The 24812-nt window shown below is 72.2% G+C and carries 10 protein-coding genes; 9 read left to right on the top strand and 1 reads right to left on the bottom strand.

Going from position 1 to position 24812, the window contains the following annotated elements; translation table 11 throughout:
• Positions 1-2: 2 nt before the first annotated feature.
• The gene (locus tag JZ5iCDA_RS02520; protein ID WP_069385691.1) at positions 3-1034 is read right to left on the bottom strand and encodes a LacI family DNA-binding transcriptional regulator; all 1032 of its coding nucleotides are present in this window, start codon (positions 1032-1034) and stop codon (positions 3-5) included.
• Between the two features lie 349 nt (positions 1035-1383).
• Between JZ5iCDA_RS02520 and JZ5iCDA_RS02515 the strand changes: the two genes are divergently transcribed.
• The 9 genes from JZ5iCDA_RS02515 to JZ5iCDA_RS02475 all read left to right on the top strand — a co-directional run bounded on the left by JZ5iCDA_RS02515 (position 1384) and on the right by JZ5iCDA_RS02475 (position 24778).
• Entirely contained in the window at positions 1384-2667 is a 1284-nt protein-coding gene (locus tag JZ5iCDA_RS02515; protein WP_253181915.1) for an ABC transporter substrate-binding protein, read from the top strand.
• A 120-nt stretch (positions 2668-2787) separates the two neighbouring features.
• Positions 2788-3792 (top strand): carbohydrate ABC transporter permease, encoded by a 1005-nt coding sequence (locus JZ5iCDA_RS02510; protein ID WP_083259584.1) that lies wholly within the window; start codon positions 2788-2790, stop codon positions 3790-3792.
• Between the two features lies 1 nt (position 3793).
• Positions 3794-4702, top strand: coding sequence for a carbohydrate ABC transporter permease (locus JZ5iCDA_RS02505; RefSeq protein WP_083259583.1), 909 nt, complete (start codon positions 3794-3796; stop codon positions 4700-4702).
• 107 nt (positions 4703-4809) lie between these two features.
• Positions 4810-6846: a glycoside hydrolase family 127 protein gene (locus JZ5iCDA_RS02500; RefSeq protein ID WP_436967384.1), complete on the top strand. Its 2037-nt coding sequence runs from the start codon at positions 4810-4812 to the stop codon at positions 6844-6846.
• Between the two features lie 377 nt (positions 6847-7223).
• Positions 7224-11909: an Ig-like domain-containing protein gene (locus tag JZ5iCDA_RS02495; RefSeq protein ID WP_139122923.1), complete on the top strand. Its 4686-nt coding sequence runs from the start codon at positions 7224-7226 to the stop codon at positions 11907-11909.
• A gap of 449 nt (positions 11910-12358) precedes the next feature.
• Positions 12359-16864, top strand: coding sequence for a TIM barrel protein (locus JZ5iCDA_RS02490; protein ID WP_069385689.1), 4506 nt, complete (start codon positions 12359-12361; stop codon positions 16862-16864).
• Positions 16865-17353: 489 nt separating this feature from the next.
• Positions 17354-20440, top strand: a complete 3087-nt coding sequence (locus JZ5iCDA_RS02485) for a family 43 glycosylhydrolase (RefSeq protein ID WP_083259579.1) — start codon at positions 17354-17356, stop codon at positions 20438-20440.
• Between the two features lie 103 nt (positions 20441-20543).
• A complete protein-coding gene (locus tag JZ5iCDA_RS02480) occupies positions 20544-22796 on the top strand; it encodes a glycoside hydrolase family 127 protein (RefSeq protein WP_069385687.1) in 2253 nt (750 codons plus the stop codon).
• Positions 22793-24778, top strand: a complete 1986-nt coding sequence (locus JZ5iCDA_RS02475; protein WP_083259578.1) for an OmpL47-type beta-barrel domain-containing protein — start codon at positions 22793-22795, stop codon at positions 24776-24778. Before JZ5iCDA_RS02480 ends, JZ5iCDA_RS02475 begins: the two co-directional genes overlap by 4 nt.
• The last annotated feature ends 34 nt before the right edge of the window (positions 24779-24812 follow it).

The raw sequence follows: 24812 nt of genomic DNA, 5'->3' as shown, positions 1-24812 counted from the left end.
CGTCAGTTGACGGGCGTGCTCGACGCGCGGGTCACGACCCGGCAGGGCAGCTCCTCGACGCCGGGCCGCACCTGCCCGTCGATCGCGGAGAACAGGCGCTGCGCGGCGACGCGGCCGAGCCGCTCGAGGTTCATGTCGACGCTCGTGAGCTGCGGGCGCGCGTTCGTGGTGAGCACCTCCCAGTTGTCGAACCCGATGACGGAGGTCGACCCGGGGACGTCGCGCCCGAGCTCGCGCAGCGCGTCGAGCACGCCGCGGGCGATCTGGTCGCTGCCGCAGAAGAACGCGTCGACGTCGGGGTGCTGCTCGACGATCATGCGGGCGGCGCCGCGGCCCCAGCCCTCGCTCCACGACCCGAAGTAGGTCTGCCCGCCCACGAGCTCGAGCCCGGCGGCGGCGAGCGCGGCCTGCGCGCCGGCGGCGCGGTCCTGGGCGGCCTTGTACCCGGGGTCGCCGGAGACGTGCGCGACCTTGCGCCGCCCGCACGCGAGCAGGTGCTCGACGGCGAGCCGCCCGGCCCCGACGTTGTCGGCGGTGATCGAGTGGTCGGCCGGGTCCTCGGACGGGGCGTAGGCGTAGACCACCGGCACGGGGATGTCGCCGCTGAGCGGCGGGCGCGGGTCGGTGCGCGACCCGACGACGATGAGCCCGTCGACGCGGCGCGACAGCAGCGCGCGCACGTGGTGCTGCTCGCGGATGGCGTCGCCGCGCGCGTCGCACAGGAAGACCGAGACGCGCCCGGCGCCGAACGCGTCCTCGGCGCCCATGAGCACCGGGATGGAGAACCGGCCCTCGAGGTCGCTCGTGAGGAGCCCGACGGTCCCCGTGCGCCCCTTGAGCAGCCCCCGCGCGAGGGCGTTGGGCGCGAAGGAGAGCCGCTCCGCGGCCTCGAGGACGCGCAGGCGCGTCTCCGCCTTGACCTGGTCGCGCCCGTTGATCGCCTTGGACGCCGTCGCGATGGACACGCCGGCGAGACGTGCCACGTCGGTGAGCGTCGCGGCGCGCGGCGCCGCGCTCCCGCTCTGGGTGGTCATGAGGCTCGTGCCCCCTCTCCCGGCCCGGCGGCGCGGACGCCGCCGGCCGAGTCGCCGTGATCGAACTGTAACCCGCCGAGATGCTTGACGGGGCGATGCGCCTGCCCTAGATTCAGAAAACCTTTTCGGTTGCTTTCGGCCACCGAGGGCCGATCGGGCGATGTCGCCCAGCGGCTCCGGAGTCCCGAAAGAGTAGCCCCCGGTGAGGCCGGACGGCCAGACGACCTGGCCGCCGACGACACCCGCACCGAAAACGGTTCGGGCGGCCTCGTGGCCGCCCGGCAGCGGTGCGCACAGCTCAACGACGAGTACGAGGAGACGCGAGATGACACACCACCGCAGGACGTCGGTGACGAGGGCCGTTGCCTCGACGCTGGTGATCGGCCTCACCGCGCTCGGCCTCGCCGCGTGCGGCGGGTCCGAGGGGTCGGACGACGGCGGCGCCGCCGCGGGCGGCAGCCCCGAGGGGGTGGACGACGGCACCACGCTGACGCTGTGGACGCGGGCGCCGCTCGAGAAGCAGGCCAACCTGCTCGTGGACGCGTACAACGCGAGCCACGAGAACCAGGTCGAGCTGACGATCGTCCCGAACGACGACTACGTCGCGAAGGTGGGCGCGGCGGCGGGCAGCGGGGGGCTGCCGGACCTGTTCGCCGCCGACATCGTCTACGTGCCCAACTGGGCCGAGCAGGGCCTGTTCCAGGACCTCACCGGCCGCATCGACCAGCTCGACCACGCGGACGAGATCAACCAGGGCCACCTCGAGGCCGGCACGTACGACGACATGCAGCACGTCCTGCCGTTCGTGCTCGACGTCTCCGTCATGTTCTACAACAAGGACCTCTACGAGCAGGCGGGCCTCGACCCCGAGGCCCCGCCGACGACCCTGGCGGAGTACGCCGAGCACGCCAAGGCCGTGGACGCGCTCGGCAACGGCGTCGACGGCACGTTCTTCGGCGGCAACTGCGGCGGCTGCCTCGTCTTCACGTGGTTCCCGATGGTGTGGGCCGCCGACGAGGACGTCATGAACGCCGAGGGCACCGAGTCGTTCCTCGCGAGCGACACCGCCCAGGACGTCTACGCGACGTTCAAGGACCTCGTCGACTCCGACGCGGTCGGCGCCGGCACGCGCGACGAGACCGGTGCGACGTGGGTGGGCCCGTTCCAGGAGGGCAAGATCGGCGTCATGCCGTACCCGGCGACCCTCCTGTCGACGGCGGACGAGACGGTGGACGTCGGCGTCGCGCCGATCCCCGGCCCCGACGGCGGCGAGTCCACGTTCGTGGGCGGCGACGGCATCGGCATCTCGAAGGACTCCGAGAACTCCGAGCAGGCGTGGAACTTCCTCTCCTGGCTCATGTCCGAGGAGGCGCAGGTCGAGGTCCTCGCCAAGAACGGCGACGTCGTCTCGCGGGCCGACCTCATCGACAACGAGTACACCTCCGCCGACCCGCGCGTCGTGACGATCAACGAGGTCGCGAGCAAGGGCCGCACGCCGGTGGCGCGCAACTTCCAGCAGGCGTTCAACGCGCCGAACAGCCCCTGGCTCACGCTCGTGCGCAACGCCGTCTTCGAGGACGGCTCGAGCGTCGAGGAGGACAACGAGGAGATCACGGCGGTGCTGCAGCAGTAGCACCCCGTCCCGGTGCCGGCCGGGACGCCCGCCCACGGCCGTCGTGCCGCCGGGCGGGCACCCTCCCGGCCGGTGCCGCCGCCCTCGCCAGCTCGTTCCCGGACAGCCCAGGAGAGTCCCATGCCGGTGCAGTCAGCGCACCCCTCGCCTCCGGCCCCGCGTCCCGTCGGCCCCCTGCCCGACGGCGGAGCCGACGTCCCGATCGGCGCGGACCCCGCCGTGGCCCGGTCGCCGCGCCGGCGCCGCCCCGGACGGCGCAACGCGCTCCGCGGGTGGGCGTTCGCCGCCCCCACCGCGGTCTTCGTCCTCGTCTTCTTCGTCCTGCCGGTCCTGCTCGTCGGCCAGATGTCCGTGTCGGACTGGCCGCTGCTCGCCGGCAACCGCGGGGTCAACCTCCCCGAGAACTTCGCCGACGCGGTCGACAACCGGTTCTTCTGGGACTCCGTGGTCTTCACGCTGAAGTACACGGTCATCACGACCGTGCTGCTCATCGGTCTCGCCCTCGGTCTCGCGATGCTCGTGCAGGAGTCGAGCCGCTGGACCAACGTCCTGCGCACGTCGATCCTCGTGCCGAGCGCGCTCGGCCTCGCGTCCGCCTCGCTGCTCTTCTACGCGCTGTACTCGCCGCAGAGCGGCCCGATCTCCCCGTTCCTCGAGCGCCTCGGGCTGATCGACGAGCCGATCTCGTTCCTCGGGTCCCCCGACGGCGCCCTGTGGTCGACCGTGTTCCTCATCGTCTGGCGGTTCGCCGGCTTCTACATGCTGCTGCTCATGGTCGGGCTGCAGGGCATCCCGCACGAGGTCTACGAGGCGGCGCGCATGGACGGCGCGAGCCGGTGGCAGACGTTCACGCGCGTGACCCTCCCGCTGCTGCGGCCGTCGCTCGCGCTGTGCACGGTCCTGTGCGTCACCGGGTCCCTGCTGGCCTTCGACCAGTTCTTCATCCTGACCAAGGGCGGGCCGGACAACAGCACCATCACCGTGGTCCAGCTGATCTACAACGTGGCGTTCCAGGGCCAGAACGACCTCGGCGTCGCCGCGGCGCTGTCGATCATCGTCCTCGGCGCCCTCGTGGTCATCAACATCGCCCAGCTGCGCGGGATGCGCGCCCCCGAGGAGAAGTGACATGACGACGACGACCTCTCCCGCCCCGCCCGCGCCCGCGCCGCAGGACGGCACGCCGCCCGAGCCGGCGCGGCGCGCTCCCCGCACCTACCTCGCCGGTCTCGCGCTCCGCACGCCCTACTGGGTCTTCACGGGCGCGCTCGCGATCATCTTCCTCTTCCCGCTCGTGTGGGCCGGCGTCGCGTCGGTGTCCCCGCAACCGGGCAGCGCCCAGGTCGACGGCTGGGGCTTCGGCAACTACGCGACCCTCGCCGCGTACCAGGCCGGGATCGGGCAGCACCTCGCGAACTCGGTCATCGTCTCGGGGCTCACGGTGCTCTTCACGCTGACGATCTCGCTGCTCGGCGGCTACGCGTTCGCCCGGTTCCGCTTCCCGGGGCGCGACGTGCTGTTCCTCGTGACGCTCGCGATCCTCATGGTCCCGTACGCGACGCTCCTCATCCCCCTGTACGTGCTGCTCAACGCCATCGGGCTGCAGAACTCGCTGCTCGGCCTCGCGTGCGTCATGACGATGTTCCAGCTGCCGTTCGCGACGTTCCTCATGCGGATCTCGTTCGAGTCCGTGCCGCGCGAGCTCGACGAGGCCGCGCTCGTGGACGGCTGCACGGCGTTCGGCGCGCTGCGCCGCGTGCTGCTGCCCGCCGTGAAGCCGGGCCTCATCACCGTCGGCCTGTTCGCCTTCCTCGCCGCGTGGAACGACTTCATCGCCCCGCTCATCCTCATCACGGACTCCGACAAGGCCCCGCTGCCGCTCGCCGTCGCCAACATGCGCCAGCAGGTCATGGGCATCGTCGACTACGGCGCGACCGAGGCCGGCGTCGTCGTCCTCGCCCTGCCGTGCGTGGTGCTGTTCCTGCTCCTCCAGCGCCACTACGTGCGCGGCTTCATGTCGGGAGCGCTGAAGGGATGAGCGCCGCCGACGACGGCGCGACCCCGGGCCCCACGGCCCACCCCACCGCGACGCCCGCGGGCGTCCCCGACCACCCACGCGGCCCGGCCGCCCCCGGAGGTAGCACCGTGACCCTCTCCCCGACCGCGCGCGCGGCCGTGACCCCGTCCGACCCGTCCGCCTCGTCCGACCGGTCCGACCCGTCGGCCGCCCGGCCCGGAGCCGCCCGGCCCGACGGCGGCCGGCCGGTGGCCCCGCGCGACGGCCGGCTGCGCCCGCTCGGGCTCGACGAGGTGCGCATCACCGGCGGCTTCTGGGCGCAGCGCCAGGACACGAACGCGTCCGCGACGCTCGCGCACATCGAGCACTGGCTCGAGCGCGAGGGGTGGCTGCCGAACTTCGACCTCGCCGTGCGCGGCGGTCTGCCCGAGGGGCGCCGGGGGCGCGAGTTCAGCGACTCGGAGGTCTACAAGCTGCTCGAGGCCATGGCGTGGGAGCTGGGCCGCCGGCCCGACGCCGCGCTCGAGGCCCGCTTCGACGCGATCGTGCGCCGGGTCGCGGCGGCGCAGGAGCCCGACGGCTACGTGGGCACGATGTTCGGCCGCCCCGGCCAGGGGGCGCGGTACTCCGACCTCGAGTGGGGGCACGAGCTCTACTGCCAGGGCCACCTCATGCAGGCCGCCGTCGCGCGGGCCCGCACGGGGCACGCGGAGGACCTGCTCGTCGAGGTCGCGCGCCGCTCCGCGGACCACGTGTGCGCGACGTTCGGCCCGGACGGCAACCCGGGCGTGTGCGGGCACGCGGAGATCGAGGTGGCGCTCGCCGAGCTCGGTCGCGTGCTCGACGAGCCCCGCTACGTGCGGCAGGCCGCCCTCTTCGTCGAGCGCCGCGGGCACGGGACGCTCGCCGACATCGAGTGGGGCCGCTCGTACTACCAGGACGACGTCCCGGTGCGTCACGCCGCCGTGTTCCGCGGGCACGCCGTGCGCGCGAACTACCTCGCGGCCGGCGCGGTCGACGTCGGGGTGGAGACGGGCGACGACGAGCTCGTCACCGCCGTCGCGCGGCAGTGGGAGCGCACGCACGCGGCGCGCACGTACGTGACCGGCGGGCAGGGGTCGCACCACCAGGACGAGGCGTTCGGCGAGGACTACGTGCTGCCGCCCGACCGCGCGTACTCCGAGACGTGCGCCGGCGTGGGCTCCGTGATGGTCTCGTGGCGCCTGCTGCTCGCGCAGGGTCTCCCGCGCTACGCCGACGCCGTCGAGCGCACGCTCTACAACGTCGTGGCGACGTCGCCGGCACAGGACGGTCGCGCGTTCTACTACGCCAACACCCTGCACCAGCGCGTGCCCGGCGAGGCGGCCGCGCCCGACGCCGCGAGCAAGCGGGCCGAGTCCTCCCTGCGCGCGCCGTGGTTCGACGTGTCGTGCTGCCCGCCGAACGTGGCGCGGACGTTCGCGAGCCTCGCCGCGTACGTCGCGACCGTCGACGACGGCGGGCTCCAGCTCCACCAGTACGCGACGAGCGAGATCCGGGCGGCGCTGCCGTCGGGCGAGCGCGTCGCGGTCGACGTCGACACGCGGTACCCGGCCGACGGGCGCGTGCGGATCACGGTCGTCGAGGCGCCCGCGGGCCGCTGGGCGCTCACGCTCCGCGTGCCCGCGTGGTCGCCCACCGCGACGCTCCGGGTGGACGACGGCCCCGAGCGCCGCGTGCCCGCGGGCGTGGTCGCCGTGCCCGACCTGCGCGCCGGGAGCGTCGTGGTGCTCGAGCTCGACATGGCGCCGCGGTTCCTGCGCCCCGACGACCGCATCGACGCCGTGCGCGGCTGCGTCGCGGTCCAGCGCGGCCCCGAGGTGCTGTGCGTCGAGTCCGTCGACCTCGACGGCCGCGACGTCGCCGACCTGCGGGTCGACGCGTCCGTCGCGCCGCGCGAGGAGGACGGGCGGGTCCTCGTGCGGGGCGTCGTCGTCGACCACCACGCGCGCACGTGGCCCTACGCGCCCGCGGACGGCTCGGGCGACGGCCGGCGGGCGGCACGAGCCGACGGACCGGCGACGGACGAGCAGGCACGGGTCGAGCGGGACGTCGCGCTCGTCCCGTACCACGACTGGGCGAACCGGGGGCCGTCGACGATGCGCGTCTGGATGCCGACGCTCTGACCGCGCGAGCAGCTCTCGCGGCAACCGGCTCGCGGGGACCGGCTCGGCGACCGAAAACACGGTCGGAGACTGTTTCGCTGCACGGGGCGATCCGTCCGACGCCCCGGACCCCGTCCGACCCGCATCAGCCCTGTCAGGCAGCCATTCCGCCATTCACGCCACCGCCGCCCGCTCCGGAACTCGGAGCGGGCGGCGTCGTCGTGATACCGAAAACCATTGCGATACCTGCGGCCGGCTGGTTGACTGCTGGCGGCCGGCGACCTCGTCGTCGAGGCGGACCGCGAAGGGGCGGTCCCCGCCGGCGCCGCAGTCCGGTTTTCGACGGAGAGGACTTGGTGATGTCGGGAAGAACGTGGAGAAGGGTCGTCGCCTCGGCGATGACGGGCGCGCTGGCGGTGACCGGCGTCGCCCTCGTGCCCGCGGCGGCCTGGGCGGACCCGGTCCTGCCGGAGAACGAGAGCGACGTCGGCCTGTGGACGAGCGGTGAGACCGACTCGATGGACATCGGCGACCCGACGTACACGGGCGTCGACGCGGCCGCGGCGGCGCTCGAGCCGGGCGTGTCGTGGACCGCGGGATCGATGCACGGCTCGATCTTCGAGAAGGATCTCGCAGCCGGGGGGACGGACTACTACCTCGACCGCGTGCTCGGCGTGAAGGGCACGCAGGGCAACGGCGTCCTGCAGACCCGCGGGCGCACGCTGTACATGCGCGGGAACAGCAACTGGAACGTCATGGGCTTCGCGGGCACGGCTTTCGCGGGCGGCCCGAACAACCTCGGGAACTTCTACACGGTCACGGTCCCCGGCCAGAGCGTCACCGAGGTGGGCGCGGAGCGCTTCAACGCGCCGAGCCACGCGACGGCGCGGTACACGGTCGGCACGACCGGCGTCACGGCCGACCTCAAGAAGCTCATCACGTACGACAACGTGGCCGTCACGGCCATCACGTTCACCAACCCCGGCGGCGCCGACGCGACGTTCACCGTCCGCGCCGCCTCGCCGCTCGCGACGACGTCGACCGACGCGGCCGACGAGCTCACGGGCACGCGCACCCTGACGAGCGGCTCCAACAACGGGCTCGTCGACACGCCGTGGTCCACCGTGACGGTCGGCCTCAAGGCCGCCGGCTTCGAGCGCGCCGGGACGAACCTCGACCGTGAGATCACGGTCCCGGCGGGCGGGTCGGTCGACCTGTCCGTCGTCGGCGTCCTGTCGAGCGCGGGGATGCCCGATTCCCGCGCCGCGTTCGAGGAGTACGCCGCGCTCGCGCCGGCGGACGCGTTCCGCGAGGGCGTGACGGAGTTCAACCGCCGCTGGGCGCAGGACATCCCGTACATCGACGTGCCGAGCCCGGGCATCGAGAAGGCGATCGTCTACCGCTGGTGGGGCGAGCGCTACAACAGCCTCGACGCGAACGAGCCCGGGTACGTGTACCAGTACCCGACGACGATCGAGGGCGTGAACCTGTACCAGAACTCGGTCGCGCTCACGCAGCCGATGCACCTGCAGGACACGAAGTGGATCCGCAACCCCTACCTCGGGTACGGGCAGATCCTCAACATCGGCGAGCTGTCCGGCTCGTCGGCGTTCCTCGACAGCCCCGGCCACACGAGCTGGAACAACCACTACTCGCAGTACCTCGGCACGGCCGGGCTCGAGGCGTTCAACGTGCACGGCGGCGGGGCCGACGTCGCCGAGCGGTTCGCGCACTACTTCGAGTGGGACGGCAAGGGCCAGCTCGAGCACTACGACGGCAACGACGACGGCCTCATCGCGTACGACACCAACTACATGCCCGGCAACGACTCCGACGCGATCTCGTTCGGGTTCCCGCGCGTGAACGCGGGCGCACCGGGCGCGCGCACGATCGAGCGCCCCGAGTCGGCCTACGTGTGGGGCGACTTCGACGCGGCCGCGCAGCTGTACGAGATGGCCGGTGCGGACGACGCCAAGGTCGCCGAGATGCAGGCGCAGGCGGACGAGATCCAGACCGCGGTCCTCGACCGGCTGTGGAGCGAGTCGGCCCGGATGTTCCTCGCGGGCACGTCGCACGGCGCGCAGTCGGCACCGGCCGCGAACAACGGCGCGGCGAACCCGCTCCCCGAGGGCGAGCGCGACCTGATCCCGGCGCGCGAGTCCAACCTGTACGACGTCTACGCGCAGAACCTCATCCCGTTCGACCAGGCCGCGACGTACGAGGACGGCTTCCGCTTCCTGCGCTTCGGGGACAACTTCCCGATCTTTCCGTTCTATACCGCCAACCAGTACGACAAGACGAAGTACCAGATCGGCGGCTCGAACAACTTCTCCAACATCAACTTCACCGTGCAGTACCGGGCCGTGCGCTCGGCGCTGCGCCACTACGACCCAGAGCAGAAGTACGTCACGCCCGAGTACGCCGCGCGCCTGCTCGACTGGATGGCGTGGAGCATCTACCCGGGCGGCGACCTGCGCGCGCCCAACCAGTCCGAGTACTACTCGAACTGGGACCCGGCCACGCAGACGTACAACCGCAACAACCCGAACCACGTGATGCTCGGGAACATGAACTACATCTACGTCGAGGACATGGGCGGCATCCGGCCGCGGTCCGACGACAAGATCGAGCTCTGGCCGATCGACCTCGGCTACGAGCACTTCATGGTCAACAACCTGCGCTACCACGGCCACGACCTGACGATCGTGTGGGACGAGGACGGCTCGCACTACGGCCTCGGCGCGGGCTACAGCCTGTTCGTCGACGGCGAGCGCAAGGCCTCCGCCGACGCGCTCGGCCGGTTCGTCTACGACCCGGTGGCCAACGAGGTCGTCGAGTCCGACGAGGGCCTCACGGTTGAGGTCGTCGACGACGCGGGCGTCGACCTGCCCACGGCGGTCGGCACCCCGATCGAGGACGAGCGCGTGGTCTCGTACCTGCGCACGGCGGGCATCGACGTCACCGAGGACGCCCCGAACCTCGCGGCCGGGGCCGGGCTGTCGTCGTCGGCCGCCCAGGAGGGCCCGCGGCCGACGCCGTGGCGCCAGTTCCACACCCCGGGCTGGAGCACCGGCTCGATGAACTACACGCCCGGCGCGATCAGCACGACCGAGCGCCCCGTGTCCCTCGACGCGGTGACCGACGGCACCACCGTCAACGAGCCGTACTGGGGCAACTACGGCACCGAGGGCGACACCGGGTACGTCGAGCTCGACCTCGGCGAGCCGACGTCGTTCGACAACGTCAAGGTGTGGTTCGTCAGCGACCGGCAGGCCGGCGGGTACCGCGAGCCGCTGCGGTACTCGATCCAGGTGCCGGACGGCTCCGGCGGCTGGACCACGGTCCCCGACGCGTACAAGGCGCCGAAGGTCCCCGGGCCGAAGTTCAACGAGGCGCTGTTCGAGACCGTCACGGCGGACCGCGTCCGCGTGGCGTTCACCAACACGCCGTCGCACTGGACCGCCATCTCGGAGATCCAGGTCTTCGACTCGGGCCGTGACGTGCCGGAGGTCGTCAACGACGCGCCCTCGGTCGCGGTGAACGTCGACCGGTCGAAGGACGGCAACCTGTCCACGACGCTCGTCGGGACGGTCACGGACGACGGCCTCCCGGAGGACGGCGAGCTCACCTACGGCTGGTCGACCGTCTCCGCGCCCGACGGCGCGGGCGTGATCTTCGGCGACGAGGACGCGCTGACGACGACCGTCACGGGCACGGTGCCCGGTGTCTACGTGCTCCGCCTGACGGCCTCCGACGGCGAGCTCACCACCGAGCGCGACGTCGAGGTCGAGCTCACGGAGAAGGCCACCTCGGCGGAGTTCGGCGCGCTCGCGACGATCTCCACGAGCGGGTCCGCGCCGTGGGAGAACCCGGACCGCGTCAACGACCCCGACACCCCGGCGAGCTCGGCGCCCGGCGCGGGCAACGGCTGGGGCACGTGGGGCCAGCCCGCGAACGGGACGAGCCCGACGAGCGCCGCGTCGATCCAGTACGCCTGGGAGTCCCCGGTGCTCGTCGCGTCGACCGAGATCTACTGGTACGACGACAACGGCGGGACGCGCATGCCGCGCGCGGACACGTACGTCGTCGAGCACTCGTCGAACGGCACCGACTGGGCGCCCGTCACGCTGACGGACGGCTCGACGTACGCGGGCGCGCTCCAGCGCAACGCGTACAACCGGCTCAAGTTCGAGCCCGTCGAGGCGAGCCACCTGCGCATCCGGATCACGGGCGTGCAGGGCGGCGGGGCCGGCACGGGCGTGCTGCGCTGGCGCGTCAACGGCGACACCGTGGACACGGTCGACAGCCCGGTCCTCGTGCGCACGGTGACGGGCGAGGTGCCCGAGCTCCCGGCGTCGCTCGACGTCGTGTACTCGAGCGGGCGCCGCGGCACGGTCGACTTCACGTGGCAGCCGATCACACCGGAGATGGTCGCCGAGACCAACGTCGAGCCGTTCGTCGTCTACGGCACGAACTCGACCTACGGGCTCATCGCCGAGGCGCGGGTCTACGTGCGGCCCGAGAGCTCGCAGGGCGGCATCTCGATCCAGGGCGCGGAGCAGTTCGAGCAGTCCGTCGACGTCGGCGAGCTGCCGTGGCTGCCCACCCGGGTCGAGGTGTCGTACAACGACGGCTCGCGGGACAACCAGGCGATCGGCGTCGAGTGGGACTTCGACGAGTCGGTCGTGCAGACGCCGGGCGTCCACGTCATCGAGGGCGACCTCGTCCTCCCGCCGTACGTGAGCACGGCGGGCACCACGACGACGACGCTCACCCTCACGGTGGGCGACGGCGCCCCGGCCGGCCCCGAGGTGTCGGTCACGGCGCAGACGCGCTGCCTCGCGGGCAAGGTCTACGTCGCCGTCCGGGCCACGAACGACGACGACGGACCGGTCGCCGTGCGCCTGGAGACGCCGTTCGGGACGAAGGAGGTCGCGGACGTCGAGCCGGGCAGGAACGCGTACCACGCGTTCGCCGCCCGCGCGGCGTCCGTGGACGCCGGCGAGGTCACGGTCACGGCGACCGACGGCGCCGGGGCCACGACGACCGTCACGGAGGGCTACGACGCCGCGTCCTGCGGCTGACGGTCCGACCACGACGTCCGACCACGACGTCCGACCACGACGTCCGACCACGACGTCCGACCACCACGGCCGGGTGCGGCGGGGCACGACCCCCGTCGCACCCGGCCGCGGTGCTGTCCGGCCCCGGCTTCTATCCCGGGTGAACGGATCCCGCAACTCGACGACAAAGTTTCAACTTTCGTATTGGCATCGACGAAAGTGCTCTGTAGCCTCGGGCGGGTGAAGGGGGACACCGTCTCCCCTCGCACGGGGGCCTCGTCGCCGAGCGCCCCCAGCCCATCGGGGGTCCACCGATCTGCGCGACGTCGAGCAGCCGGCAACGGCGACGGCGCCGTCGCCGGTCCCGGGCCGCCGACTCCTCGAGATGCGTCAAGGAGGACGTTGTGCACAAACCATCCACGGGTCGCCGCTGGCTGACCCGCGGTGCCGCCGCAGCGCTGTCCGTTGCGGTGCTGGTACCACTTTCGATCAGCGGGGCGAGCGCCCACCCCGGTCACGGCGACGAGGACGTCGACGCACCGGCCGCCGAGGAGGCGACCGACTGGAACAACTACGAGAAGGTCCTGCTCAGCAAGAACACGGGCGAGCCCATCGACCTCGCCGTGCTGCCCGACTCGCGGGTCCTGCACACCGCGCGCGACGGCGTCGTGCGCCTCACCGACACCGCCACCGGGCGGACCACGCAGGTCGCGGAGCTGGACGTCTACGCGAACTCCGAGGACGGCCTGCAGGGCATCTCCCTCGACCCGAACTTCGAGGAGAACAACTACGTCTACATGGTCTACGCGCCCCGCGTGATGGAGGGCACGTCGCCCACCGGGGTCGAGTACCCGGAGACGACGCCCCAGGGCAGCGCCCCGAACACGCTGCCCGCGGGCGAGGACGAGAGCTACTGGAACCAGTGGCTCGGCTACAACCTGCTCTCGCGGTTCACGTGGGACCCCGAGACCAGCACGATCGACCTGGCCAGCGAGCGCGAGATCATCAAGGTCGACGCGCAGCGCGGCCAGTGCTGCCACGTCGGTGCCGACATGGCGTGGGACGCCGACGGCAACCTCTTCCTCTCCACGGGTGACAACACCCCCGCCGGCACCCCGGGCGCGAACGGCTACACGCCGATCAACAACGCGCCGGGCATGAACCCCGGCTTCGACGCGCGCCGCGGCGCCGGCAACACGAACGACCTGCGCGGCAAGATCCTGCGGATCAACCCGATCGAGGACATCGCGGCCGGCACCGAGGTGGGCCCGGGGAGCACCTACACGATCCCCGAGGGCAACCTCTTCGACGGCGCCGAGAACCCCGACCTCGTGCGCGAAGAGATCTACGTGATGGGCGTGCGCAACCCGTTCCGGATCGACTACGACCTCGAGTCCGCCTCGCTGTCGTGGGGCGACTACGGTCCGGACGCCGGCTCCGCGCAGCCCGACCGCGGCCCCATGGGCTACGTCGAGTGGCAGCTCACGACCGAGCCGATGAACGGCGGCTGGCCGTACTGCCACGGCCCGAACGCCGCCTACAACGAGTGGGACTACGCGACCGGCACGCCGGGCGAGCAGTTCTTCGACTGCGACGCCGGTCCGGAGAACAACTCGACCTGGAACACCGGCCTCGACCAGGTCCCGCCGGTCACCGCGCCGCAGGTCTACTACGGCGACAACCCGGGCGACCAGCCCGAGGTGCTCGACCCGCTGGTCGAGCTCGGCGGCGGCGGCCAGGCGCCCATGGGCGGCCCGATCTACCGCTTCGACGAGAACCTCGACTCGGACGTCAAGTTCCCGGAGTACTGGGACGGGCACCCCTTCATGGCCGAGTTCTCGCAGGACTACGTGGTCGCGTTCACCATGGACGAGCTCTCGTCCGCCGGCCAGGTCACCGCGGTCGAGGACTTCCTGCCGAACAGCCACCTCGAGACGGTGAACCAGCCGATCTGGGACAACGTCATGGACATGGAGTTCGGCCCCGACGGCGCGCTCTACGTGCTCGAGTACGGCGACGGCTTCTTCCGTCAGAACCCCGACGCGGGCCTCTACAAGGTCACCTACGGGTCGGACGACACGACGCCGCGCGCGTCCATCTCCGCGGACCCGATCTCGGGCAGCACCGCACCGCTCGAGGTGACGTTCGACGCGTCGGCGACCACCGACGCCGAGACGCCCAACGCCGAGCTCACGTTCGACTGGGACTTCGACGCCGACGGTGAGTACGACGCACAGGGCGAGACGGTGACGCACACGTTCACCGAGCTGGGCCAGTACAACGTGCAGCTGCGCGTCACCGACCCGGCCGGCAACTTCGGCCTCGCGATCCAGCGGGTCACGGTCGGCAACACCGCCCCCGAGATCACGCTGGACCAGCCGGACGGCGCCATCTTCAACTGGGGCGACGCCGTGCAGTACACGGTCGCGGTGAACGACGCCGAGGACGGCGACCAGCCGACGTGCCGGAACATCCAGTACACGTTCGGCCTCGGGCACAACGAGCACGCGCACCCCGAGGTGAGCGGCCGGGCCGCGGACACGGAAGCCGGCTGCGGCTTCACGATCCAGACCAGCCCGGACGCCGTCGAGCACGGTGAGGGCGAGAAAATCTTCGGCACCCTCGTCGTGACTTACACGGACCAGGCGCAGGGCGAGGTGCCCGCCATCACCGGCGAGGCCACCCACATCCTCAAGCCCGAGGTCCAGCAGGCCGAGTGGTACGACGCGGCCGAGGGCGTCGAGGTCGTGGACGACGCGTCCGCCGGCGCCGGCGGCTACGTCACGTCGCTCGACGAGGGCGACTCGTTCTCCTACTCGCCGATCGCCCTGCACCACGCCCCGACGGGTGAGGCGATCAACGAGATCACCGTCCGCGGCAGCGGCGAGGGCACGGTCTCCCTGGGCTGGACGGCCGAGGGCGCCGAGGCTCCCGAGGCGCTCGCCGAGTTCGAGTTCACGGGCGAGGGCTGGCAGGACGTCACGCAGGCGCTGAGCGACGTGCCCGAGGGCTCGGGCTCGATCGTCGTGACGGGCACGGGCGGCGTCGACGTCGACCACCTGACCTTCGCCGTCGGCGAGGGCCCGGTCGAGCCGGTCACCGTCCCGGTGGACCAGGTGTCCATCGGCATGTTCTCGCTGATCCCCTGGGTCCAGGAGGTCGGTCTCGAGGCGGTGCTGCAGCGCCTCAGCGAGATCGGGTTCGAGAACATCGAGCCGTTCGGCGGGAACTTCGAGGGCTACACGGCCGAGGAGTTCCGGGCGCTGGCCGACGAGTACGGGCTGAGCGTGAAGTCGTCGCACTACAACGTCGACGAGAACACGTTCGACGAGACGCTCGAGTACGTCACCACGCTCGGCCAGGAGTACGTCGGCTCCGGCGGCTTCCCCGCCCCCGGCATCGGCACGTACGAGAACACGCTCGCCACGGCCGAGGCGATGAACCGCCTCGGTCAGCGCACCGTCGAGGCTGGGCTGGAGAAGTTCTTCGGTCACAACCACGACGGCGAGTTCCGCACCACGTACGAGCACGAGGGCGAGACCCTGTCGGCCTGGGAGATCCTCGTCCGCGAGACGAACCCGGAGTACGTGACCTTCCAGCTCGACGTCGCGTGGGCCGCCCACGCCGGCGTCGACGTCCCGGCGCTCATCGAGGAGTACGGCGACCGCATCGAGCTCCTGCACGTCAAGGACGCCGTCAACCTCGCCGGCGAGGGTCGCCCGACCTTCACCAACCTCGGCGAGGGCGACGTCCCGCTGCAGGAGATCCTGGCCGCCGGCCAGGAGGCCGGTGTCCGGTACTACGTCATGGAGTACGACGTGGCCCCGGAGGGCGAGGAGTTCGCCACGACCGGTTTCGAGTACCTCACGGGCCTTCCGGCCGGTGAGCCGCAGGAGCCGGTCACGGTTCCGGCGGAGCAGGTCTCCATCGGGATGTTCTCGCTGATCCCGTGGGTCAACGAGGTCGGCCTGGAGGCCGTGCTCGAGCGCCTGAGCGAGATCGGGTTCGAGAACATCGAGCCGTTCGGCTCGAACTTCGCGGGCTACACGGCGGAGGAGTTCCGGGCGCTGGCCGACAGGTACGGCCTGAGCGTGAAGTCGTCGCACTACAACGTGAACGAGGACACGTTCGACGAGACGCTCGAGTACGTGAAGACGCTGGGCCAGGAGTACGTGGGCTCCGGCGGCTTCCCGCAGCCGGGCATCGGGACGTACGAGAACACGCTGGCGACGGCCGAGGCGATGAACCGTCTCGGTCAGCGCACCGTCGAGGCGGGGCTGACGAAGTTCTTCGGCCACAACCACGACGGCGAGTTCCGCACCACGTACGAGCACGAGGGCGAGACGCTCTCGGCCTGGGAGATCCTCGTCCGCGAGACGAACCCGGAGTACGTGACGTTCCAGCTCGACGTCGCGTGGGCCGCCCACGCGGGCGTCGACGTCCCGGCGCTCATCGAGGAGTACGGCGACCGGATCGAGCTCCTGCACGTCAAGGACGCCGTGAACCTGAACGCCGGCGGCCGGCCGACGTTCACCAACCTCGGCGAGGGTGACGTGCCGCTCCAGGAGATCCTGGCCGCGGCGCAGGAGGCCGACGTCAAGCTCTACGTGCTGGAGTACGACCGGGCTCCCGAGGGCGAGGACTTCGCCACGACCGGGTTCGAGTACCTCACCGGTCTCACGGCCGGCGAGCCCGAGCGGACCGTCGCGGTCACCACGCAGGTCCGGTGCCTCGCGGGCAACGCGTACCTCGCGGTGCGCGCGCTGAACGACGAGGACGTCCCGCTCACCATCACGCTCGACACGCCCTACGGCAGCAAGACCGTCGAGAACGTCGCCCCCGGCAAGAACGCCTACCAGGCGTTCCCCGTCCGGGCCGACGAGGTGGAGGCCGGCACGAGCTCCGTGACGGCGACGGACGCCGAGGGGAGGACGGCCACGGTCGAGTCCGAGTACGCGGCGTCCAGCTGCGGCTGATCGACCCCTGACGACGGGTGAGGCGGGGTCCGACTCCGCCTCACCCGCCCGGGACGGCGTGCCCGCCACGGTCTGCGACCGTGGCGGGCACGCTGCTGTGCGGGGAGGGCGACACCGAAAACCACCAGGCTGCGTTTCGGGAGCGTCTCGGCCCCTTCGGTGCCCGGACGAGCGCCCGATCGGCACGACGCCAACGATGTAGCGCCTGCCTCGCGCCGTTCCGCCGTCCCGAGCGACGAAACTCGCGCAGTCCTTCGCCGAAACCCATTGCGCTCTACTTTCTCCTGTGGCACGTTGAGGCTCGCACACCGATCTCGAGGACGAGAGGTGCGACCCCGTGCCGCGGCGCGGGACGTCACCGCCACGGCCTTCCGCGCGAGCCACAGCGTCGTCTCGCGCCGACCGTCAGGAGACCAGATGACCAGGCACGGCACACGCCCGCGGTCGCGGGCACGGGGGCGCAGGGGGGCGCTCGGGGGTGCGCTCGGCATGACGCTCGCGCTCGGCACCGTCGCCGTGGCGGCGGGGCCCGCGTCCGCCGCCGACCCGTACACCTTCACGAGCACCGAGAACCCGATCCTCGACGACGGCAGCTACTACTCGGCCGACCCGGCGCCCCTCGTGGTCCCGGCCGGCGCGCCGGGGAACGCCACGGGCGAGGACCAGCTCTACGTCTACACGGGCCACGACGAGGCAGGCCCGACGACGAACGACTTCATCATGAACGAGTGGGGCGCGTTCGTGACGAGCGACGTCGACGCGGGCGAGTGGACGCACCACCCGTCGCTCATGCGCCCGGAGCAGGTGTTCGACTGGGCGACGCCCGGTCGCGCGTACGCCGGCCAGGTCGTCCAGGGCGTCGACGGTCGGTACTACTGGTACGTCCCGGTCCACGAGGCGGCGAGCACCGCGAGCGACAAGTTCGGCATCGGTGTCGCGGTCTCCGACTCCCCCACGGGGCCGTGGACCGACCACGCCGGTGGCCCGATCGTCTCGCAGTCGCTCCCGACGCCGAACACGATCCACAACATCGACCCGACCGTCCTCGTCGACGGGGAGGGCCCCGACGCCCGCGTCTACCTGTGGTGGGGAAGCTTCGGGAACCTGCGCATGGTCGAGCTCGAGCCGGACATGCGCACGACGACCGGCGCCGTGCAGGCCGTGCGCGGGCTCACGGGCTTCTTCGAGGCGGCGTGGGCGTTCGAGCGGAACGGCACCTACTACATGGCGTACGCGGGCAACAACGCCGGCCCGACGTCGTCGTGCACCCCGGCGAACTACCACGCGTGCATCGCGTACGGCACGGCGCCGTCGCCCGAGGGCCCGTGGACGTACCGCGGCACGATCCTCGCGCCGGTGTCGTCGACGACGAGCCACCCCGGCATCCTCGAGCTCGACGGCGAGTGGTGGATCGCGTACCACACGGCCGACGCGGAGGGCGGGAACCACTTCCGGCGCTCGGTCGCGATCGACCGCGTCGAGTGGGACGACACGCAGACGCCGCCGCGCATGAAGCAGGTCGTGACGACCCCCGCCCCGGTGAAGGACACGACGCCGCGCGCGAACGTCGCGCAGGAGGCGACGGTCACCGTCTCCAACGAGCCCGTGCCGACGCAGTACTGGACGAAGGCGCTCAACGACGAGATCGTGCGCCCGAACCCGCTCCCTCCGGACATGTGGGGCACGTGGACGGGGACCAACCCGCCGCAGCAGTGGGTCCAGTACACGTGGGACCAGCCGATGGGCCTGTCGGGCTCGCAGATCGAGTTCTGGAACGACCAGCCGCAGGGCACGGGCGTGGGCGTCGCGGCCCCCGCGTCGTGGCGCATCCAGTACTGGGACGCGTCCGACGGCGGCTCGTGGGTCGACGTCGCGAACCCCAGCGCGTACGGCACGGGCACGAGCGGCTTCCAGGACACGACGTTCGAGCCGGTCACGACGACGCAGGTCCGCGCCGTGTTCGACGCCTCGACCAACGGCAGCACGTACTCGGCCGTCGCGGTCGAGGAGTGGAAGGTCCTCGCCGAGCAGCCCGACTCCGTCGAGCCGCCCGCGGTGACGGTCGAGGTCGGCGAGAGGGATCTCCCGGGCACCGTCCCGGTGACGTTCCCCCGCGGCGAAACCCTGCAGGTCCCGGCCTTCTGGGACGAGGTCACCGCTGACGACGTCGCGTCCCCCGGGACCTTCACGGTCGAGGGCTCCGTGCTCGGGTACGCGGGCGGCCGCGTGAGCGCGGACGTCACCGTGATCCCGGCCGAGGCGGCCGCGGGCGACGACACCGCGCCGGCGGTCACGCTGACCCCGCTCGGCAGCGCGGGCAGCGACGGCTGGTTCCGGTCCGACGTCCGCGTGCGCGTGGACGGCACCGACGACTCCGGCGGCCGCGTGGTCCTCACGACGCGCGTGGACGACGGCGAGGCCGTCGCCACCGAGCACGTGCGCACCACCGAGGTCCCCGTGTCGGGCGACGGCGAGCACCGCGTCGTCGCGACGGCGACCGACCGTGCGGGCAACACGTCCGCCGAGGAGGTGCTCGACGTCCGGGTCGACCGCGTCGCCCCCGTGAGCACGGGCGTCCTCGACGAGGCGGCGCGCACCGTGACCGTCACGGCGACGGACGCGACGTCGGGCGTGGCCCGCGTCGAGTACGCGGTCGGGACGGGCGCGTGGGAGGTCTACGACGGCCCGGTCGCGGCGCCCGACGCGAGCCAGCACCGCGTCTCGTTCCGCGCCGTCGACGCAGCGGGCAACGCCGAGACGCCGAAGGTCGTGACGGTCCCCGCCGACATCTCCGGCCCGCTCAGCGGGAACGTCGCGCCGATCGCCACGGCGACGGCGTCGTACACCGCCGGGTGGAACAGCGTCGGGGCGCTCAACGACGGCGCCGACCCGGCGAGCCCGAGCCAGGCGCAGATCTGGGGCACGTGGTCGGGCGACCGCCCGGCGACGCAGTGGACCCGCTACGACTGGTCGCGGCCGATCCGCCTCACGGGCGCCGAGCTGAAGTTCTGGCGCGACTCCGCGCCCGGCAGCGGCGACGGCGTCAACGCGCCGGACTCGTGGGTCCTCGAGTACTGGGACGACGCCGCGCAGGCCTGGGCACCGGTCGCGAACCCGTCGGGGTACGGCACGAGCACGACCGCGTTCAACGCCGTGACGTTCGACCCCGTGACGACCTCGCGCCTGCGTGCGACGTTCACGGCGAACGGCAACGGGTCGACGTACTCCGCGGTGGCCGTCACCGAGTGGCGCGCGTTCGCGGACGACCCGGGGACCGGCGGACCCGGGCTCCCGCTCACGGCGACGGCCCAGGCGCGGTGCCTGGCCGGCAAGGCGTACGTCGCCGTCCGGGCGACGAACGACGGGGACGCGCCGGTCGACGTCGTGCTCACGACGCCCTACGGCGAGCGGTCGTTCGAGGCCGTCGCGCCCGGGCGGAACGCGTACCACGCGTTCGCGGCGCGGACGACGTCGCTCCCGGCCGGCACGGTCACCGTGACCGCCACGGCGACGGTCGACGGGGAGCCGGTGACCGTGGAGCACGAGGTGCAGCACGACGCGCTCGACTGCGGCTGAGCGCGAGAGGTCGTCCCGGGGTCCGACCCGGGACGACCTCCGGGACCGGGTACCACCGTCGGTACCCGCACCACTCGACGACGAGTGACCAAGGAGCGAACACATGCACGTGCACGACTCGACCTACTCGCGCCGGTCCGTCCTGCGGCTCGGCGCGCTGGCCGCGGGAGCCACGGCCGGTGCGGTCGCGCTGGCGAGCGGCGGGAGCGCCCTCGCGGCCGCGCCCGTCCCCGCGCGCGCCGTCCCGGCCGCACCACCTGTGAGCCGGGCCTTCCTGCGGTCGCTCGACCGCTCGATCACGCTCGACGGCTGGACGGCCGAACCGTTCCCGATGTCCGACGTGACGCTCGCCCCGAGCGTCGCCACGCGGTCGCAGGACCAGATCCTGCACCTCGCCCGCGTCTACCCGGTGGACCGCGTCCTCGCGGTGTTCCGGCGAAACGCCGGTCTCGACACGAAGGGCGCGAGCGCACCCGGCGGCTGGGAGGGCTTCGGCCACGAGAACGAGGAGCCGTGGGGGCCGGACGACTACCCGGGCCGCGCGAACACCCAGACCGCCAACCTCCTGCGCGGACACTACGGCGGGCACTTCCTGTCCATGGTGTCCCTCGCGTACGCGAGCACGGGCGAGGCCGTGTTCGCGGACAAGGTGAACCAGATCGTCGAGGGCCTCGGGGAGGTCCAGACGGCGCTCGCGGCCATGGGCCGGTTCAGCCACCCGGGCTTCCTCGCGGCGTACGGCGAGTGGCAGTTCAGCCAGCTCGAGAAGTACGCGCCGTACGGGGAGATCTGGGCGCCGTACTACACGTGCCACAAGATCATGGCGGGCCTGCTCGAGGCGTACCGCCTCGCCGGGTCCGACCAGGCGCTCGCGATCGCGACGTCGATGGCGCAGTGGGTGCACAGCCGCCTCTCGGTGCTGCCGCAGGCGCAGCTCGACCGCATGTGGGGCATCTACATCGCCGGCGAGTACGGGGGCATGAACGAGGTCCTCGCCGACCTCGCGTCGATCACCGGCGACGACACCTTCGTCGCGACCGCGAAGCTGTTCGACCTCAACACGCTCGTCGACGCGAGCGCGGCGGGCACGGACACGCTCAACGGCAAGCACGCGAACCAGCACATCCCGCAGTTCCCCGGGTACCTCAAGGTCTACGACCTCACGGGCGAGGAGCGCTACCGCCGCGCCGTCGAGGGCTTCTGGGGCATGGTCGTGCCGGGGCGCACGTACGCGCACGGCGGCCACGGCGAGGGCGAGCTGTTCGGGCCGCCGAACACCGTCGCGGGCGACATCGGCGCCCGCAACGCGGAGACGTGCGGCACGTACAACATGCTCAAGCTCTCGCGCCTGCTGTTCTTCCACACGCTCGACCCGAAGTACATGGAGTACTACGAGCGCGGGCTTCTCAACCACATCGTGGGGTCGAAGGAGAACACGCAGTCCGACACGTCCCCCGACGTCACGTACATGTACGGCGTCAACCCCGGCACGCGCCGCGAGTACGGCAACACGGGCACGTGCTGCGGCGGCACCGGGCTCGAGAACCACGTGAAGTACCGCGACTCGATCTACTTCCGCACCGTCGAGGGCGACGCCCTGTACGTGAACCTCTACCTCGCGTCGACGCTGAGCTGGCCCGAGAAGGAGTTCGAGGTCGTCCAGGAGACGCAGTACCCGAAGGTGGGCGCGAGCCGGATCACGGTGCACGGGTCCGGGCAGCTCGACCTGCGGCTGCGCGTGCCCGGCTGGGTGCGCAAGGGCTTCACGGTCGCGGTGAACGGGGTCGAGCAGGAGCTCGACGCCGTGCCGGGCACGTACGTGAGCGTCGCGCGCTCGTGGTCGCCCGGCGACGTCGTCGACGTGACGATGCCGCTGAGCATCCGCGCCGTCCCGACCATCGACAACCCGGCCGTCCAGAGCATCGAGAACGGGCCGACGGTCCTGCTCGCGCGCAGCGCGTCGCGCGAGTACCTCAAGCTCTCGCTCTACGCGCACCTCGGCCTCGACGGCACGCTCGACGGCGCGTTCACCGATCTCGGCGACGGGTACTACAGGCTCGGGAACCTGACGTTCGAGCCCGCGTGGTCGGGCGACGACACCCAGTACCACATGTACGTCGAGCGGTCGGAGCCGCGCGTCGTCTTCGCCGGCCTCGACAGCGGCGTGGCGAACGCGGTGCGCCCGAACGGCACGTCGTTCCTCGACGTGGTGTGGGGCGACGGCGGGTTCGCGGACCGCGCGGCCTTCCTCACGAAGGTGCAGCGCACGGTCGAGCAGTTCGTCGCGGAGGGGCTGCTCAGCCGTCGTGACGGCCAGAAGGTCCTCGTCGCGGCGGGGAAGGCGAGGATCGCATGAGCGCACGGACGACCGACGGACGGGAGAGCACGAGGATGCAGCGCAGGCGTCCGGTCGCGGGGATCGCCGCGGCCGCCCTGGTGGTGGGACTGGCCGGGACGGCGTCGGCCGGGGCCGCCGTCGCGGACGTGGCGGGCGCGCGGGGCACCGCGCCGTCCGCGGTGGCCGCCGCGGTGGAGGAGCCGGGCAACGTCGCCCTCCGCGGCACGCCCGAGGCGAGCTACACGGCCTCGTGGAACCGCGTGGAGGCGGTGAACGACGGCGCCGGCGTGAGCACCGGGGGCGGGCACGACGCGACCTGGGCGACGTGGAGCGGGAACCGCCCCGCCTCGCAGTGGCTGGAGTACTCGTGGCCGGCCCCGGTGACGGTCGACCGCTCGGTGATCCGCTTCTGGTCCGACGGCACCGACGCCAACGGCGACAACGTGCGCGTCCCGGCGTCGTGGACGATCCAGTACTGGGACGAGGACGCGGGCGCGTTCGTCGACGTCCCCAACCCGAGCGGGTTCGGCACCGAGCGGCTCGAGACGAACGAGACGACGTTCGACCCGATCACGACGACGCGCGTGCGGGCGACGTTCCAGGCCCTGCAGGGCACGACGACGCCGACGTACTCGGCGGTCGGCGTGTCCGAGTGGGAGCTGTGGGGCACGGGCGGCGTCGAGGAGCCGGACCCCGTCGACCCCCACGGCCCGATCGACCACTCCCCCGTCCACATCCCGACCGACGTCGGGGTGCTGCCGGACCTGCCCGCGGAGATCGACGCGATCTTCGCCGACGGGCGCGTGCAGACGGTCGACGCGGACTGGGAGGACGTCACCGCCGAGGACGTGGCGGCCGCGGGGTCGTTCGACGTCGTCGGCACGTCGCCCGAGCTCGTGGAGCCGTTCTCCGGGACCGTGCACGTGCGCGACGGCGAGCCGGGCGCCATCACGCTCGTCGACTACGTGAGCGTCGTGACGCTCTCCGGGACGGCCCCGGCGCTGCCCGCGACCGTCACCGCGGAGTACGAGGACGCGTCGAGGGACAGCCGCATCCCCGTGACGTGGGACGAGGTCGACCCGGCGGACTACGCCGAGCCCGACGGGCTGTTCTTCGTCGAGGGCGACGTGGAGGGCACGGACCTCCCGGCGGAGGCCGTGGTCTTCGTCGTGGCGCCCGACGACGGCGAGGACACCGTCGCGCCGACCGTCAGCCTCACCGCCCAGCCGGGCCCGGCGACGTCGGGCTGGTACACCCAGCAGCCGACCGTCACCGTCGTCGCGACGGACAACCGCGACGCCGCGCCGGCCGTGGAGGTCTCGGTCGACGGCGGGGCGTGGGCGGCCTACGACGGACCGTTCGCGCTCGAGGACGGCGCGCACACCGTCGCCGCACGGGCGACCGACGCGGCCGGCAACGTCGGCGAGGGGTCCCGCGACCTGCGCGTCGACTCGGTCGCCCCGGTGACGACCGCGACCGTGCGCGACCTCGGCACGAGCGTCGAGATCACGCTCGAGGCGACCGACGCCGGCTCCGGCGTGGACAAGATCCAGTGGGAGGGGCCCGGCACGTTCTGGGGCACCTACTCCGAGCCGTTCACGCGGGCGCTCACGGACACCGAGCAGGTCATCGAGTTCGCGGCGACCGACGCGGCGGGCAACGAGGAGGCGCGCGGGCGGGTCGTGCTGCCGGCGCTGTCCGAGGAGCCGGAGCTCGACGTCGCGGTCGAGGTCTCGCCGCGGTGCCTCGCGGGCAAGGCGTACCTCGCGGTGCGCGCCGCCAACGGCGAGGACGTGCCGGTCGGCGTCACCCTCGCGACGCCGTACGGCGAGCGGTCGTTCGAGGCCGTCGCCGCGGGGGCGAACGCCTACCACGCGTTCGCGGTCCGCAGCGCTTCGGTCCCGGCCGGGGCGGTGACGGTCACCGCGACCGCCACGGTCGACGGCGAGGCGGTCACGACCGAGCAGCAGGTCGAGCACGCCGCGCACGCCTGCGGCTGACGCCCTGACAGGAGGCCCCGGGACGTCGCGTCCC

Origin of the sequence: Cellulosimicrobium cellulans, assembly GCF_001722485.1 — a bacterium.
GTDB lineage: Bacteria > Actinomycetota > Actinomycetes > Actinomycetales > Cellulomonadaceae > Cellulosimicrobium > Cellulosimicrobium cellulans_A.
Note: the sequence above shows the minus strand (reverse complement) of the source record. Positions and strands in the feature narration are given on the sequence as shown.